The sequence below is a fragment of the Streptomyces sp. P17 genome, from assembly GCF_032436805.1.
Taxonomy (GTDB): Bacteria; Actinomycetota; Actinomycetes; order Streptomycetales; family Streptomycetaceae; genus Streptomyces.
Map to the genome: position 1 here is coordinate 124618 of NZ_JAVRBF010000008.1, position 16033 is coordinate 140650.

Annotated in this window: 14 protein-coding genes; 2 read left to right on the forward strand and 12 right to left on the reverse strand. The window is 71.9% G+C overall.

Translation table 11 applies throughout. The annotated features are described in order from the left end of the window. Window positions 1–320 precede the first annotated feature (320 nt). Window positions 321–1904: an RICIN domain-containing protein gene (locus tag RMT89_RS07425; RefSeq protein ID WP_315883114.1), complete on the forward strand. Its 1584-nt coding sequence runs from the start codon at window positions 321–323 to the stop codon at window positions 1902–1904. Window positions 1905–2068: 164 nt separating this feature from the next. Here the strand turns inward: RMT89_RS07425 and RMT89_RS07430 are convergent, their stop codons facing one another. The 4 genes from RMT89_RS07430 to RMT89_RS07445 all read right to left on the reverse strand — a co-directional run bounded on the left by RMT89_RS07430 (window position 2069) and on the right by RMT89_RS07445 (window position 6289). Beyond that, window positions 2069–3238 carry a lactate 2-monooxygenase gene (locus tag RMT89_RS07430; protein ID WP_315883115.1) on the reverse strand — a complete coding sequence of 390 codons (1170 nt, stop codon included), beginning with the start codon at window positions 3236–3238 and terminating at the stop codon, window positions 2069–2071. A gap of 71 nt (window positions 3239–3309) precedes the next feature. After that, entirely contained in the window at window positions 3310–3999 is a 690-nt protein-coding gene (locus RMT89_RS07435; protein ID WP_315883116.1) for an alpha/beta hydrolase, read from the reverse strand. Then, window positions 3996–5561: a cytosine permease gene (locus tag RMT89_RS07440; RefSeq protein WP_315883117.1), complete on the reverse strand. Its 1566-nt coding sequence runs from the start codon at window positions 5559–5561 to the stop codon at window positions 3996–3998. Before RMT89_RS07440 ends, RMT89_RS07435 begins: the two co-directional genes overlap by 4 nt. 164 nt (window positions 5562–5725) lie before the next feature. Further along, complete coding sequence (locus RMT89_RS07445) at window positions 5726–6289, reverse strand: hypothetical protein (protein ID WP_315883118.1); 564 nt, start codon at window positions 6287–6289, stop codon at window positions 5726–5728. Window positions 6290–6613: 324 nt separating this feature from the next. On the opposite strand from RMT89_RS07445, the gene RMT89_RS07450 reads away from it, so the two are divergent. Further along, window positions 6614–7048: a protease inhibitor gene (locus RMT89_RS07450; RefSeq protein ID WP_315883119.1), complete on the forward strand. Its 435-nt coding sequence runs from the start codon at window positions 6614–6616 to the stop codon at window positions 7046–7048. Window positions 7049–7197: 149 nt separating this feature from the next. On the opposite strand, the gene RMT89_RS07455 is transcribed toward RMT89_RS07450, so the two are convergent. The 8 genes from RMT89_RS07455 to RMT89_RS07490 all read right to left on the reverse strand — a co-directional run bounded on the left by RMT89_RS07455 (window position 7198) and on the right by RMT89_RS07490 (window position 16032). After that, window positions 7198–7998 carry a VOC family protein gene (locus tag RMT89_RS07455; protein WP_315883120.1) on the reverse strand — a complete coding sequence of 267 codons (801 nt, stop codon included), beginning with the start codon at window positions 7996–7998 and terminating at the stop codon, window positions 7198–7200. Between the two features lie 143 nt (window positions 7999–8141). Next, complete coding sequence (locus tag RMT89_RS07460) at window positions 8142–8366, reverse strand: CDGSH iron-sulfur domain-containing protein (RefSeq protein ID WP_399497713.1); 225 nt, start codon at window positions 8364–8366, stop codon at window positions 8142–8144. Beyond that, entirely contained in the window at window positions 8320–8994 is a 675-nt protein-coding gene (locus RMT89_RS07465) for a HemK2/MTQ2 family protein methyltransferase (RefSeq protein ID WP_315883122.1), read from the reverse strand. Before RMT89_RS07465 ends, RMT89_RS07460 begins: the two co-directional genes overlap by 47 nt. Further along, window positions 8995–10032: an iron-containing redox enzyme family protein gene (locus RMT89_RS07470; protein WP_315883123.1), complete on the reverse strand. Its 1038-nt coding sequence runs from the start codon at window positions 10030–10032 to the stop codon at window positions 8995–8997. A 97-nt stretch (window positions 10033–10129) separates the two neighbouring features. Continuing rightward, entirely contained in the window at window positions 10130–10312 is a 183-nt protein-coding gene (locus RMT89_RS07475; RefSeq protein WP_315883124.1) for a hypothetical protein, read from the reverse strand. Between the two features lie 26 nt (window positions 10313–10338). Continuing rightward, window positions 10339–11346, reverse strand: coding sequence for a Ppx/GppA family phosphatase (locus RMT89_RS07480; protein WP_315883125.1), 1008 nt, complete (start codon window positions 11344–11346; stop codon window positions 10339–10341). A 93-nt stretch (window positions 11347–11439) separates the two neighbouring features. Then, window positions 11440–12942, reverse strand: coding sequence for an MFS transporter (locus RMT89_RS07485; protein WP_315883126.1), 1503 nt, complete (start codon window positions 12940–12942; stop codon window positions 11440–11442). A gap of 273 nt (window positions 12943–13215) precedes the next feature. Continuing rightward, on the reverse strand, window positions 13216–16032 hold the full coding sequence (locus RMT89_RS07490; protein ID WP_315883127.1) for an NHLP bacteriocin export ABC transporter permease/ATPase subunit: 2817 nt from the start codon (window positions 16030–16032) through the stop codon (window positions 13216–13218). Between the last annotated feature and the right edge of the window lies 1 nt (window position 16033).

The following is a 16033-nucleotide window of genomic DNA, read 5'->3' on the forward strand; positions in this document are numbered from 1 at the left end:
GGTTCCACTTCACTACGTGGCCGTCCGCGCGGGGAGCGTGCGTGGCGCTCCGGCGCGGGTGCGTGATTCACACGGGGCGCAGGGCAAAGCCGAAAGTCGGCGCGGGTGACGGGAGTTGCCGTCGTTTCTGACTTTCTTTCAAAGGTGCGGATGTTGCCCGAGTGCCTTGTTGGCCGTGAGTGTTTTGTGCAAGGGTTAAGTGCCCGTGCGGGGGGTAAAGCCGGGTCGCATTCGTACCGATGGGGGATCGGTCCCGGATGGGGGTTGGTGAATTCACGCTCCCCGCGCTGTTCTTCTGCGCGTGGGAAGGAATCCGCTCAGTGCCCACCCCCCACCCCCCTCGCCCCCCTTACCCCCCGCCCGCCGGCGTCCCCGAGGAATCGGACGAAGCACTGGCCGCCCGCCTCAGAGGCAGACCGGACGGCGAGACGACCCATACGGTCGCCCTGCTGATGGCGCGACACTGGCGACCCGCCCAGGAATACGCGGTGATCTGCCTCGCCTCCCGGACGGAGTCCGCCGCCATGGTCACCTCCGCCGCCTTCCACCAGGTCCTCGACCGGCTGGCGCTCGGCGAACCGGCCACGGCCCTGCGCCCCCGGCTGCTGGTCGCCGTGCGCGACACGGTCCGGGTGTGGGCGGCCGAGGAGCGAATATCGGTTGTCCTGCCGGATCTCGGGAAACCGGCCGGCGGTCGCGGTATGCGGGCCGCGAAGTCCATGACTCCGGAAAATCGCAAGCTGGCCGGACGTTCATTCAACGCCCTTCCCGGACTGGCCCGGTGTCTGCTCTGGCACACCGAGGTGGAGGCGGAAGCGATAACCGTGCCCGCCGGACTGCTCGGCATGGATACCGACACCGCGTCGGTCGCGCTCGAACAAGCGCGTGAAAAATTCCGTGAGGGCTGTGTACTTGCCCATCGAGAACTCGCTCCGACGAAGGATTGCCGCTTCTACAACCGGCTCCTCGACGTCCCCATTCGCCGCGGGGGAGCCCTGCTGCCGGACGTCCAGCAGCATCTCTCGGAGTGCCGCTACTGCCGTTCCGCCGCCGAACAACTGAGCCATTTCGAGGGCGCTTTGGGCACCCTGCTCGCCGAATCCGTCCTCGGCTGGGGCGCCCGCCGCTATCTGGAGTCCCGCCCGGGCCGCACCCAGCAGGGCCCCCGCCCTCGCGGCTCGGCCCGGCACGGCGGCGGACGCCGACGCCTCCTGGCCCGTATCCCCGCGCAGGCGCGCCGGGTGGCGGAGGGGCCGCGACCGTCCCGGGTGCTGCTCACCGGTGTCGGCATCGCCTCGGCGGGGCTGCTCGCGTCGGTCTTCGCCGCCGGCGTCTGGTCCGACGACGACGGCTCAAGTCCGGCCGCCTCGGCGACGGACGCCAACACCGGCGCCCAGGCCCCGCCCACGGTGACCACGGCACCCCCGGGAACCGCCCAGCTCCCCGTCCCGCCACGGCAGACCAGGCTGCGCAACGCCGGAGCCGACCTGTGCCTGGACATCAGCGACGAGCCGAAGGCCGGCGCCGGGACCGAGCTCGCGGCATGCTCGGCGGCGGACACCCAGCAGTGGTCGTACGAGGAGGACGGGCTGTTGCGCAGTGCCGCGGAGCCCGGGCTGTGCCTGGACTCGCATGTGGACGCCGGGGTCGTCGTGCTCGGACGGTGCGCCGACGAGGACGGCGAGCGCGCCGGCGATGTCCGCTACGACCTCACCGTGCAGGGCGAGTTGCTGCCCCGCTGGGACGAACGGCTCGCCCTCACCTCGACCAACGGCGAAGCGGGCTCTGACATCGTAGTCAAGGTCCGCAACGGCTCCGACGACCAGCGCTGGCTGGCCGATCCGGGGGAGTCGGCGAAATCCGGCTCGCTGTCGGTCGCCGCGCCGTCCGGCGGCGCTGGCTGACCACGTCCCGGGGCGGCTCGCCCGACAGGAAACGTGCGCAGGGCGGCCGGGTCCTCGTCCGCCGTCTCGACGACGGTGACGTTCGCCTCGGCGGGAAAGAGCGTGGCCGAGTCCGGCTCCGACGTTCCGGCCGCCGACGTGCGGGGCGATGACGGCGAGGACGTTCATGCGGACTCCTCGACCAGGTCGGCGGGGCTCGGGCCGGCGGGGCCCGCGTGTCCCGACAGGGCGAGGGTGAGGTCGAGTTCGGCGAGCAGACAGCGGATGACGTGCTCGACACCGGCCTGTCCGTCGAGCCCGAGCCCGTACACGTACGGCCGTCCGACCAGCACCGCCCGCGCGCCGAGCGCGAGCGCCTTGAAAATGTCGTCGCCGGTGCGGATCCCGCTGTCGAACAGGACGGTGAGTCGGTCGCCGACCGCCGCCGCGACCCCGGGCAGTGCGTCGGCCGCCGCGATCGAACCGGCCACCTGCCGGCCCCCGTGGTTGGAGACGACGACCCCGTCCATCCCGGCGTCGGCCGCCGCACGAGCGTCATCGGGGTGCAGGATGCCCTTCAGGACGATCGGGCCGTCCCAGTTCTCGCGCAGGAACGCCAGGTCCGGCCAGGTCTTGCCGGGGTCGGCGAACATCCCCACGAAGTGCATCACGGCGGCGTTCGGGTCCTCGTGCACCGGCTTGGCGAGGCCCGCCTGGAACGCCGGGTCGGTGAAGTAGTTGGCGGTGCCCACACCGTGCAGGAACGGCAGATACGCCTGGTCCAGATCGCGGGGCCGCCATGCCAGCAGCGGGGTGTCCAGGGTGACCACCAGGGCGGTGTACCCGGCCGCCTTCGCGCGGTTCAGGAAACTCCGGGCCACTTCCGGGTCCCTCGGCCAGTACAGCTGGAACCAGCGCTCGGCGTCCCCCATCGCCTCGGCGACCTGCTCCAGGGGCGTGCTGGAGGCCGAGGACAGGATGTACGGCACGCCCTGCGCGGCGGCGGCGCGGGCGGCGGCCGACTCGGCGTCCGGGTGCATGATCGACAGCACGCCGACCGGGGCCAGCGCCAGCGGCGCGGGCAGGGCCCGCCCCAACACCTCGACGGACAGGTCCCGTTCGTGCACATCCCGCAGCATGCGCGGCACGATCCGGTGCCGCTTCAGGGCCGCCCGGTTGGCGCGGGCGGTACTGCCGTCCCCGGCGCTTCCGGCGACGTAGCCGACCGGACCCGGGCCGAGGCGCTGCTCGGTCAGCTCCTCCAGCCGGGTCAGGTCGGTGGGCAGCCGGGGTACGGCACCCGTCATGCCGTTCAGGTAGATCTCGTACTGGAAGTCCGCCCAGTGCTTGGCCATGTCGTACATCCCGCCTCTCGTCGCTGAGAACGCGCAGTACGCAGACCATACCGACCAGTAGGGAGGGGTGGTCAGCCGGCCGACGCCTCCAGGATCGCGGCGAGTTCGCGCGGGCGCGAGAACATCGGCCAGTGCCCGGTGTCGAGGTTCACCAGATTCCAGCGCTCGCTCTTGAGCAGTTCGGCCGCCGCGCCCCATGGCTCCTCGCCGTCCAGGAGGCATGTGACGTAGGTGCCGGGCAGCTCGCCGAACGGGCGGGACAGGACGGCCGGTTCGGTGAGCGTGGCACCGGGGTGCGAGGTGGCGCCGGTGACGAACTTCGCCACCTGGTCGTCCGTCAGCCCCTGACCGGCGAACTCGGCCGGTTCCGGGCACGGCCAGAAGCCGTTGTGCGCGGCGATGGCCTCCCGCACGGCGTCGCTCGGCCAACCGGACAGGAACGACTCGCCGTCGACCGGGACGTGGGCGTCGACGAGCACCACCCGGCCCAGCCGCTCACCGATCCGCTCCGCCGCCTGCCCCACCGGCACACCCGCGTAGCTGTGCCCCACGAGGACGACTTCCCGCAGATCCAGCCGCTCGACCTCGTCGACGATGTCCTGGACATGGGTCTGCTGCCCGGCGGGCTCGCCCTGTTTCTCGGCGAGGCCCGACAGCGACAGCGGATGGACCTCATGCCCGGCGGCCCGCAGCTCCGCCGCCACCTCGTCCCACGCCCACGCCCCGAGCCATGCTCCTGCCACCAGTACGAAGTGAGTCATGCCCGCAACGTAACCGACGGGTCTGACAACGGCCCCTCGGCGCCGGGCCCGGTGACCGGCGGCACCGGCACGTCGACCGTACGGGCCAGCCGCGCGCCTTCGGGGCCGTGGACCGCCCGGGGTTCGGGGAACAGCCGCAGCAGGGTCAGGAACAGGACGGCGGCCACGGCCATGGACAGCGGCAGGCTGATGTCGACGCCGCTCGCGAGGTCGCCGAACGGGCCGACGAACTGGCCGGGGATGTTGGTGAAGAGCACACCGAGCAGCGCGGAGACCCACCAGGCGGTCATGCCGCGCCAGTTCCAGCCGTGCGCGAACCAGTAACGGCCGCCGCGCTGACGGCGGTTGAAGACCTGCAGGGCGTCCGGGTCGTACCAGCCGCGCCGGGTCCAGAAGCCCAGCATCATCACGACCATCCACGGAGTGGTGCAGGTGATGATCATCGTGGCGAAGGTGGAGATCGACTGCACCAGGTTCAGGCCGAACCGCCCGATGAAGATGAACGCGATGGCGAGCGTGCCGACCAGCACCGTCGCCTGCACCCGGGACAGCCGCGGGAAGACGGACGAGAAGTCGAGCCCGGTGCCGTACAGCGCGGTCGTGCCCGTCGACATGCCGCCGATCAGCGCGATCAGGCAGACCGGCAGGAAGAACCAGCCCGGCGAGATGGCGAGCAGTCCGCCGACGAAGTCGGGGGCGGCCGGATCGACGTACTCGGGCGCCCTGTTGGCGATGATGCTCGCGGTCCCCAGACCGAACACGAACGGCAGCAGGGTCGCGATCTGCGACAGGAACGCGGCGCCGATCACCTTGCGGCGCGGGGTGCTCGCGGGGATGTAGCGCGACCAGTCACCGAGGAACGCCCCGAACGACACCGGGTTGGAGAGCACGATCAGCGCGGCGCCGATGAAGGACGGCCAGAACAGCGACTGCGTCGCCGCGTCGGCGGAGTCGGTGAACACGCCCGCGTACGAGGGGTCGAAGTCGCCGGCGAAGGCCACCGCGCCGAGCACGAACAGCAGGCTCGCCGAGATCACCGCGACCTTGTTGACGAACAGCATGAACCGGAAGCCGTACACGCACACCGCGAGGACGAGCCCGGCGAACAGCGCGTAGGCGACGACGTACGACAGATCGCCGCGGCTGAGGCCGAAGAGCCGGTGGGCACCGCCGACCAGGGCGTCGCCGGAGCTCCACACGGAGATCGAGAAGAAGGCGACCGCGGTCAGCAGGGAGAGGAACGAGCCGACCACACGTCCGTGCACACCCAGGTGCGCGGAAGAGGAGACCGCGTTGTTGGTGCCGTTGACCGGGCCGAACACGGCCATCGGGCACAGGATCAGCGCACCCGCGACGACCCCGAGGAGGGTGGCGGCCAGGCCCTGCCAGAAGGAGAGCCCGAACAGGATCGGGAAGGCGCCGAGGACGCAGGTGGAGAAGGTGTTGGCGCCACCGAAGGCGAGCCGGAACAGATCCAGCGGGGTGGCGGTGCGGTCGGCGTCGGGGATGCGGTCGACGCCGTGGGCCTCGACCTCGGTGAGGGACGGGGGAGTCGGGGACACAAGGGGCTCCAGCGGCGGGGGCGGGCGGTGGAGCGCGGGGGTGGCGCGGCGGCGGGGAGGGGACGGCCGTTCGCCGGCGCGGGGGTGTGCGCGGCGAAGTCAGGCCGTCCCTCAGGGATCTGCCGACCGTACGGCCGAGGTCAAGAGCTGGACCAGGTGACGGTTCATCCATCTTTGGCTTCGTCAGTGGATGAATCCTCCACCACCGACGCGTCGGGCCCTTGCGCCCGTACCCGCTGGACGTGTTCCAGGGACTCGCGCAGTTCGGCGAGCCAGTCGTCGGTGTGGCGCTGGACCAGCCGTACGCACCAGGCCAGGGCCTCGCTCCGGCTGCGCGCAACCCCGCCGGCGATCAGCGTGTCGAGCACCTGGCGCTCGCGCTGGCGCAGCCGGGTCATCACGGGCGCGGCGACATGCGTGAACAGGGCGCGCTCGGCGCCGCATTCCACGCCCCAGGAGACCTTCCGGCCGAACCGGTGCTCGGCCTCGCGGGCCACCGCCATCCGGTCCTCCCGGGTGCGTTCGCGGAACTCCTGGACGCGTCCTTGGACGGCCGCGTCCCGCTCGGCGTCCGAGGCGTCCTCGGCGAGCCGGGGTTCGGGGATGCGGCCGATCACCGTGATCTCCTCGCGGTCGACCGTGACCTCGGTCAGCTGCTCGAAGAGATCGTCGGGCAGGCGGCCGGCGAACCAGCCGCGCAGCTTCTCTCGCTGCTCTGTCGTAATCATGTAATGACGATTACTCCGCTCGAACACGAACACAAGGGGTCGCGGAGAGATCGGCCCAGAGCGGAATCGGAATGTTTCAGGCCTATTAAGGAGCGCATGGAATTCGGCCACTTGGCTGCTTCGGGCGATCAAGAACCGCCCACCCAGGGGGTTGGAACGTTCGAATTCCGTTACTTCACGCCACTGATTCAACACGAAAGGTTACTGAAACACATGGGGTCGATGTGTGTTCCGGCGCCGGACTCGGCAGACTCGCGCTCGCCGGTTCCGGCCCGATCGGGCGGCATCCGGCACACCCCCGATTCAAGCGGAAGGATGCACACAATGCGGAACACCGCGCGCTGGGCAGCGACCCTCGGCCTGACGGCAGCCGCCGTCTGCGGCCCCCTCGCCGGAGCCGCCCCCGCGGCCCCCGGCAACGCGCCCGCCTCGCTCTACGCCCCCTCCGCGCTCGTGCTCACCATGGCGCACGGTGAGAGCGCGGCGCTCGCCGCCCCGGAGCGCGCCGTCACCCTCCTCTGCGCCCCCGCGCCCTCCGGCACGCACCCGGCGGCCGGCCAGGCCTGCGCCGAACTGCGCGCCGCCCAAGGGGACTTCGACGCCCTCGCGAGCGCCGACGACATGCTGTGCACCAGGGAGTACGACCCCGTCGTCGTCACGGTCGACGGCGTCTGGCGGGGCGAGCGCGTCTCCTATGAGCGGACCTTCTCCAACGAGTGTGTGAAGAGCTCCCTCGGGGCGAGTGTCTTCGCCTTCTGAGGGACCGGGATCGCACGGCTCCCGTGAACAAGTGCAGCGGCTCGTAGCTGGGGAGTGCGAGTTCTGTCGTGGGACCTTGTGATCTCGTACCGAGGGCCGGCCGGGCGGAGTGGGGCCACCCGGCCGGCACCTCGGGTTCAGAGCCCGCGTCAGCTCCTGGGCACCGGCCTCAGCACCACGAAGTCCGCGCCCGACGGGTCGACACAGACGGCGAGCCGGCCGACGTCCTCGGCGTCCTCCGGGCCCATCTGCACACTGCCGCCGTTCTCGGTGACCTTGGCGACCGCGGCGTCGCAGTCCTCGACGTCGAAGACCGGGTGCCAGTACGGCTTGCCGCCCGTCAGCGCGAGGTGCTCCTTCGGCAGGGCCATGATGCCGCCCTGCATCCGCTCCTGGGGCAGCCCCGCCGGGGTGATCAGGGTGTACGCGCCACCGCCGCCCGGCAGTTCCATGTCGCTGTACCACCAGCCGAAGAGATCGCCGTAGAACTTCTTCGCGCCCTCGGCGTCGCTCGTGTACAGCTCCGTCCACGACAGCGAGCCCGGCGCGTCCACCAGCTCCACGCCCCCGTTGGTGCCGGGCTGCCAGACGGCGAACTGGCCGCCCAGCGGATCGCTGAACTGGGCCATGCGGCCCCACTCGCCGAGGTCCATGGGGGCGACGCGCACGGTGCCGCCCGCCTTTTCGACCGCTTGGGTGGTGGCGTCCGCGTCGGCGACGTTGTAGTAGATCATCCAGGCCGAGCGCGCACCCTCCTCGGTGAGCTTGCCGAGCCCGGCGACGATCTTGCCGTCCCTGCGGAACATCCCGCCCTCCATGTCCTCGCCGCCCTCCATGGCCTCGTACTGCCAGCCGAGCACGGCGCCGTAGAACGCCGCGGCGGCCGGGACGTCGGGAGCGCCGAGGTCGAGCCAGCAGGGGGCGCCGGGGACGGGGTCGGTGGTGATCATGAGCTTTCCCTTCGAAGGTCCGTGCATGCCAGCCTGGCACCGGCCCCTGGGTCGCGCAGGGCGACCGAGAGGCCGTACGGCCGACTCCTGAAGCTTGGACCGCCCCCGCCCCCGGAACTCATCGCACCACCGCCGACGGGTTCTCAGGCGCGGTCGCGGTGGCTCGTGTCGCACCAGGGGTAGCGACGGCTGCGACGGCAGGTGCACAGGGCCACGCGGAAGCGGTCGGAGGTGACGACGGTGCCGTCCTCCAACTCGACCTCGACGGGTCCCTCCAGCAGCAGCGGGCCCCGGCGCTGGACCTTGATCCGGCGGGGCGGCTCAGACCGGGCGTTCGGCACGGACGACCACCAGCTCTTCCTTCTCATCGGCCGCCGATAGCAGCCCCCGTTCCCGCAGCCACGGCGCGCGCCCGCGCAGTACCGGACCGAAGGCGATCCGCTGTCGCCGGGACACGGCCGCCTTCAGGCCGGACTCGCGCAGCCGGTCCACGGTCCGGCCGGGGCGGCTGAGCGCGGAGTGCACGACCAGCAGCACCCCGCCGGGCCGCAGCAGAGCGGGCGCCTCCCCGCAGATGCGGTCCAGGACGAGCCGCCCGTCGTTCCCCGCGTCCCAGGAGCGGGCCGGGCCGTGCGGCTCGGGATCGGCGACGGGTGTGGGCACGTACGGCGGGTTGGACAGGATGAGGTCGTAGGACTGCCCGCGCACGGGGGCGAAGAGGTTTCCGTGCCGGATCCGCACCGAAAGGCCGGTCCGCCAGACGTTCAGCCGCGCCGTGCACACCGCCCGCCACGACACGTCCACCGCGGTCACCCGTGCACCCCGGCGCGCCGCCTGGAGCGCCAGCGCGCCGGATCCGGTCCCCACGTCGAGGACCTCCGCGCCTCTCGGCAGCGGCTCGTCGGCGAGAGCGTCGGCCAGCAGCTCGGTGTCCTCCTGAGGGGCGTACACGCCCGGCAGCACCAGAATGTCCACCGGCTCCGGGTACCCCGGCATTCAGGAGATATGGGGTGATTTCGAACCCTGGCGGGCTCCCGGGGCGGCGTCCAGCGCGACGCGCAGCGCCGACCTGCCCGCCTGCCAGTCGGTGAGCAGCCGGGCGGCCAGCCGGTCCTCGACATGAGAGGTGGCGTCGATGCCGAAGGCGACGTCCGGCGTCAGATGCGGCTCCTCCTCCAGCAGCCCGCCGATGACGTCGTGCCGTACGACCTGCTCGTGCACCGCGTCCGCCTCGACGTGCTCGTCGTAGAAGTACTCGGCGGCGGGCCCGGCTCCGGTGCGGCGCATGGCCTCCGCCAGCCGTCGGGAACCGGGCGACGAGGTGATCTCCACGGCCGCGAAGTGGCCGACGAGGGCGCCCCTGAGGACACGGTGCAGACCGAACAGGGACATGAGGTTCACGGTGGCGAGCGGCTCGGCGCCCGCCGCGTCCAGATAGCGGCCGTACGACGGGTCCAGGCCGAGGTCCGTCATCAGGTCGGCGAACAGACGCGCGTGCACCCGCTCGGGGCGGCCGCCGCCGTACTCGTCGAACTCCACCGCCGCCATGGCCGACTTGGCCCGGCCCCACAGCCGGGGCAGCACCCAGGCGTGCGGGTCGGCCTCCTTCAGGTGGTAGAGGGAGCGCAGCGCCGCGTACTCGCGCAGCTGCCACAACTCGCCCTTCTCGCACAGGAAGTGGGTGACACCCGTGCTCTCCACCGGCTCGACGAGCAGGTCGGCGAGGGCGTCCTGCACGCCCTCGTGGGCCGGGGCGTCCGAGCGCAGGGCGGACAGGAACCGGTGCTCCAGCGCCGCGCGGACCCGCAGCAGGTCCGGGTCCCACTCGTGGTCGGCGGGCACGCCGGGGAAGCCGCGGTAGTGCAGCTCGTAGCAGATGTACAGGGCGAGCTGGAGGTCGTCGCCGTAGACGTCGCCGCCCGCGAGCTCGGCGCCTCGCGGCAGCGGACCCGCGTCCCGCAGGTACCGGACGACTCCTTCGGACACCGGGCCCCGGGCGGCCGGCAGCCGGGGTGCCTCGCGATCGTGTGCCATGCGGGCCGGGTACCCGGGCGGCGCACGGCCACCCGTGCGTGGGCCGACCGGCCGGTGGGCCCGCCGCCGCGGTCGGTGCCCACCGGGGCCGGGACGCTCAGTCGCCCTCGGACTCCTCCTGGGCCCGGGTGTTGGGGGTGACGGCCTCGGCGGCCTCGCCCCTGCGGCGGCGCTGCTCGTCCGAGTCGCGGGTGCGGTGCTCGGCGTCCGTGATCTCGCGCAGCACCTCTTCCAGAGCTGTCTCCGGCTTCTCCTCGGGATGCTCGCGATCGTGGCTCATGGGGTCTCCCTTCCTCGGCCGGGCCTTCAGCTGGTGGCGCCCGCGACGCGCAACGGCACCGGGTCGCGCGCGGGCGGCTCGTCGGCGACGCGGGCGACCTGCGCCCACCAGGACGCGCCGTCCTCGATGTGGCGCAGCAGGACTCCCTCGCGGATCGCCCACGGGCAGACGGTGACCGTTCTCAGTCCGGTCAGCTTCATCGCCGTGTGCCCGACCACCGCGCCGGCCAGGCTCTGCGCGGCCCGGGGCGCGGAGATGCCCGGCAGCCGGGCGCGCTCGGCGGCGGGCAGCGCGGCCAGCCGGTCCGCGGCCTCGCGCAGGTCACGGCGGTGCAGCAGGCGCTCCACGAACGGGCCGTCGCGCCCCGGCGCCGCCCCGCACAAGCGGCCCAGCTGCTGGAACGTCCGTGAGGTCGCCACCGCCGTGCGCGGACCCTCCCAGCGGATCCGTGCCGCGACGTCCCGCAGCTGATGGCGCACCTTGCGGCGCAGCGCCCGCACCTGCTCGGACGACGGCGGATCGCCGCCGTCGAAGAACTCATGGGTCAGCCGTCCCGCGCCGAGCGGCAAGGAGGCCGCGAAGTCCGGCAGCCGGCCCCGGCCGAACGCCACCTCCAGCGAGCCGCCGCCGATGTCCAGCAGGGCGAGCGGCCCCGACCGCCAGCCCATCCACCGCCGTGCGCCGAGAAAGGTCAGCTCGGCCTCCAGTTCACCGGGCAGGGTGCACAGATCCACTCCCGTCCGCGCCCGGATCGCGCACAGCACCTCGCGCCGGTTCGGCGAGGCCCGCACCACGGCCGTGGCGAAGGCCAGCGGTTCGGCCGCCCGCCACCGCGTCGCGGTCCTGCTCGCCTCGGCGACGGCGCCGACCAGCCGTTCGACGGCCTCTTCCGGAATCGCGTCCCCCGGTCTGACGTACTCGGACAGCCGCAGTCGCCACTTGGCGGTGTGCACCGGGAGCGGTACGCCGTCCTGGGCGTCCGCCACCACCAGCCGGACCGTGTTCGAGCCCACATCCACCACGCTGATTCGCATGGCGCCGTGAGTACCCCGTTTTCCCGGGGAACGAACGAGGGACCGCCGTCTCCCTGCGGACGGCGGTCCCTCTTCGGCCAGGTGACAGGACGGTCACATGTGGACGACCGGTGCGGCGGAGGGGTCCTGCTCCGGCACCCCGCGCCGGAAGAGGAAGAACGCGATCACCGAACCGGCGGCGAACAGACCCGCCGACCACCAGAAGGCGGTGGTGTAGCTCTCGATCGTCGCCTGCGCCCGCACCACCTTGCTGGTGGCGTCCCGACCGGCGAGGTAGTCCGTCGCCGCGCTCGCGGCGAGCGTGCTGAGCAGCGCCGTGCCGATCGAACCGCCCACCTGCTGCATGGCGTTGACCGTCGCGGAGGCCACACCGGCGTCCTCGGCCGCCACCCCGCCGGTGGCCAGCTGCATGGCGGGCGGCATCACGAGGCCCAGGCCGAGGCCGATGACGATCAGCTGGGGCAGCACGTCCGTCGCGTAGTCCGAGCCGACGCCGATCCCGGTCAGCCAGGCCATGCCCCCGGCGGCGATCGCGAAGCCCAGCGGCAGCACGGCCTTCGGCCCGATCCGTGGCACCAGGGCCGTGGTGCCGACCTGCGCCGTCACCATCAGCGCGGCGACCATCGGCAGGAAGGCGACTCCGGTCCTCGTCGGGCTGAAGCCGAGGTTGAGCTGGAGGTAGTAGGTCAGGAAGAGGAACACGCCGAACATGCCCGCGCCGGAGATGAGCACCGCGAGGAAGGAGGCCGCGCGGTCGCGGTCGAGCAGGATCCGCAGCGGCAGCAGCGGGTGCGCGGCCCGGGTCTGCCACCAGGCGAAGGCGGCCAGCAGCACTCCGCCCGCGAGCAGGAAGCCCCAGGTCAGGGGGGAGCCCCAGTCATGGCTCTCGGCGTTGGAGAAGCCGTAGACCACGGCGAAAAGACCGGCGGCGACCAGGATCGTGCCCGGCACGTCGAGCTTGGAGTTCGTGGCGTCGCGGTGGTTGGACAGCAGCAGCCAGCCACCGGCCAGGGCGACCAGGGCGATCGGCACATTGACGTAGAGCGTCCAGCGCCAGTCCAGCGCGTCGGTGAGCACCCCGCCGAGCAGCAGGCCCACCGCACCGCCGGCCCCGGCGATGGCGCCGTACACGCTGAACGCCTTGGCGCGCTCCCGGGCGTCGGTGAACGTGGTGTTCAGCAGCGAGAGCGCCGCCGGAGCGAGCAGCGCGCCGAAGACGCCCTGCAGGGCACGCGCGACGACCAGCATCTCGAAGCTGGTTGCGGCGCCGCCGAGCGCGGAGGCGGCGGCGAAGCCGAGGACCCCGATCAGGAAGGCGGGCTTACGGCCGAACAGGTCCGCTGTCCGGCCGCCGAGCAGCAACAGGGAGGCGAACGCCAGGGCGTACGCGGTGACGATCCATTGCCGGCTGCCGTCGGAGAAGCCGAGGTCGGCCTGGGCCGAGGGCAGGGCGATGTTCACGATGGTGGCGTCCAGCACCACCATGAGCTGCGCCAGGGCGACGATCGCGAGGATCCACCACCGCTTCGCCGAGGCGGCGGCCGGCTGTGCGGCCGCACGCGCCGGTGCGCTGTCGGTCACGGTCTTCTGGGACATGGGGAAACCACTCCAGGGAAAGTCGCCCGGACGAGTGCCCGTCCTGAACGAAACGGTTTCGTACACATCGAGCCTAGAGCAGTTTCAGCGAAACGGCAACGTTTCGCTTGGCAAGGTGAGTGTCTGGGCGGCCGGGCATGTCCCCGGCAACAGCGGCGGCGCGATCACCGCTGCACGACGCCGTGCGGCAGGCCCACGGTCAGCTGGGGGGCGATGGGCGCGACAGGACACCCCTGTTGTGATCGGCGCCGTAGCCGAGAACCAGGCCGGCCTCTACGCCAACTGACGCCGCACCAACTCGTGCAACCGCCCGCCCGTCTCCGCCAGCAACTGCCCCGGCGCCCCCTCCTGCGCCACCTTCCCGTCCTCCATCACGATCACCCGGTCCGCGTCCAGCACCGTCGACAGCCGGTGCGCGATCACGATCCGCGTGGCGTTCAGCGCCTTCGTGCTCTCGATCACCGTCCGCTGTGTCTCGTTGTCCAGCGCGCTCGTCGCCTCGTCGAAGAAGAGGATCCGGGGCCGCCGGATCAACGCCTGCGCGATCATCAGACGCTGCCGCTGACCGCCGGAGATCGCGCCGCTGCCCGAGACGATCGTGTGCAGGCCCATGGGCATCCGCTTGATGTCCTCGGCGAGCCCCGCCATCTCCGCCGCCGCCATCGCCTCCTCCGGCGTGTACGGCTCGGTGCCGCAGATGACGTCCAGGATGGAGCCGGTGAACGGCTGCGCGTGCTGGAGGACCACGCCGCACTGGCGCCGTACGGCGGACTGGTCGAGGGCGGCCAGGTCCTGGCCGTCATACAGGACACTGCCCGAGACCGGTCTGTCGAAGCCGATCAGCAGGCGCAGCAGCGTCGACTTGCCGCAGCCGCTCGGGCCGACGACCGCCACGAACTCGCCCGGGCGGACGGAGAAGGAGACGTCATCCAGGACCAGCGGGCCGTCGTCGGAGTACCGGAAGGACAGACGGCGGGCCTCGATCGCGCCCGTGAGCGGGCCCGGGCGGGTGCTCGCCGTGCGTACCTCGGGGGTCGCGTCCAGCACCGGCTTGATCTCCTCGAACAGCGGCAGTGCGGCCACCGCCGAGACGAACGCGCCGGTGATCTGGGTGACGGACGTCAGCAGCATCGTCACCGAGGTGTTGAAGGTGAGGAACGCCGCCGCCGACATCGACCCGCGGGCCGGGCCCGCCAGCAGCATGAACATCAGCAGGGTGCACAGCGGCAGATAGACCGCGCCCAGCACCGTCGTGAGGTTCTTGATCCGGCCGACCTTCTGCTGGAGCTCCCGGCTGCGGGCGAACTGCGCGGCCCAGGCGGCGTACGCGTAGTTCTCGGCGGCGGCCACCCGGAGCTTGGGCAGTCCGCGCAGGGTCTGGAAGGCCTGGTTGTTGAGCTTGTTGCCGAGCACCACAAGACGCCGCTGCCAGCGCACCTGCCACAGCCCGAGCCCCAGGAACACCGCGGCGATGACCACCAGCATGCCGATCGCCGCGAGCGCCATCGGGACGCTGAACCACAGCAGCAGGCCCAGATTCATCGCGCCGACGGTCACCGACTGCGCGACCGTGGGGCCGACTCCCGCCAGCAGACGGCGAATCGCGCTGATGCCCATCGCCGCGCTCGCCAGCTCGCCCGTCGAGCGCTCGGTGAAGAACTTCGTCGGCAGCCTGAGCAGCCGGTCCCAGACGGCCGGTTGGAGGGTCGACTCGATCCGGCCCTCCAGGCGCAGGACGGTCAGGTTCTGCAGCAGCATGAAGGCCGCGGCCACCACACTGCTGACCATCACCGCCAGACAGACCTGGACGATCAGGCCCGTCTGCGCCTTCGGCACGAACTGGCCGAGCACCTTGCCCGTCGCGATCGGCACCAGCGCGCCGATCGCGACCGTCACAAGGCCGCTCAGCAGCAGGTTCGTCAGATCGCCACCGGTGCCGCGCATGCTGAACCGCAGCAGCCTCAGCGGGCTGAGCGCACGGTCGGGAAGCGGCCGGTAGAACATCACCGCGCGCGGCTCGAACTCCTCCGCGTTGGCCTTCTCGACCGGCGTCTCGCGGCCTGTCGCCGGGTGTACGGCGACATACCCGCCGCGCCGCCACAGCAGCGCGACCGGCGCCCCGGACAGGGCCCGACGGCCCACCAGCGGGCCGATGTTGTCCCGCCACCAGCGGCCGTCGAGGCGGACGGCCCGGGTACGGACGCGGGAGGCGATGGCCACCCGCTCGACCGGGTCGAGACGGTCGCTCTCGGTGCCGCTCTGCGCGGGCTCGGCCAGCGCGATCCCGGCCGCCTCGGCGACCAGCTTGCAGACCGCGTAGCCGGCGTCCGAGTCGGCGTCCGTCGTGCGCTTGTCGCTGCGCTTGCCGATGGACGCCAGCAGCGTCCGGTCGGCCTGCGCGCGCACCGCCTCCCCGGCCCTGATGCCCTCCGCGGTCCGTGTCTCGTGGGTGCGCTCCAACTGCTCGATCCAGCGGTCCAGCGTCGTGAGCAGGCGGTACTGCTGGTCGACCATCGACTGCCAGACCGCCGGGTCCATCAGCAGGTCGGCGGCGGCCTCCTGGCCGTACAGGGAGCCGTACTGGACGCTGCCGGGCGGGACCTGCATCCAGAAGACGTCGTCGTCGGTGATCTCGGCGGCGCGTTCCGTGGCCATCGGCGCCTGGAAGAGGATGGACAGGCTGCGGCCGACGCCGAGGGCGAGCGCGTACTCCAGCGGGCTCGTGGTCGGCGGGACGTACTGCGGGTTGCCGTACTCGTCGTAGGACCAGGTCTGCGTGTGGGCGGGCTGGTACAGCTCGCGCAGTCCGATGCGGTGCACCACGCAGTCGCGCAACGGGCGTGCCACCAAGGTGTGTTGCGGGCCCGCGACCGGGCCCAGCAGCAGCGAGCCCGCCTCCAGGCGGCCCAAGTGGTGCCAGTGGCCCTGCTGTTCGGCGTCGACCGCGAACAGGTCCACGGCGCCGGACGCGACCAGCCACAGCACCTGCGGGCCTTCGAGGTCGAGGCGGTTGAACCCGGCGCAGTCGATCCGGCTGCCCATCGAACCGAGCGCGTTCAGGACGAGATCGCCCTCGTGCACGGACGTCATC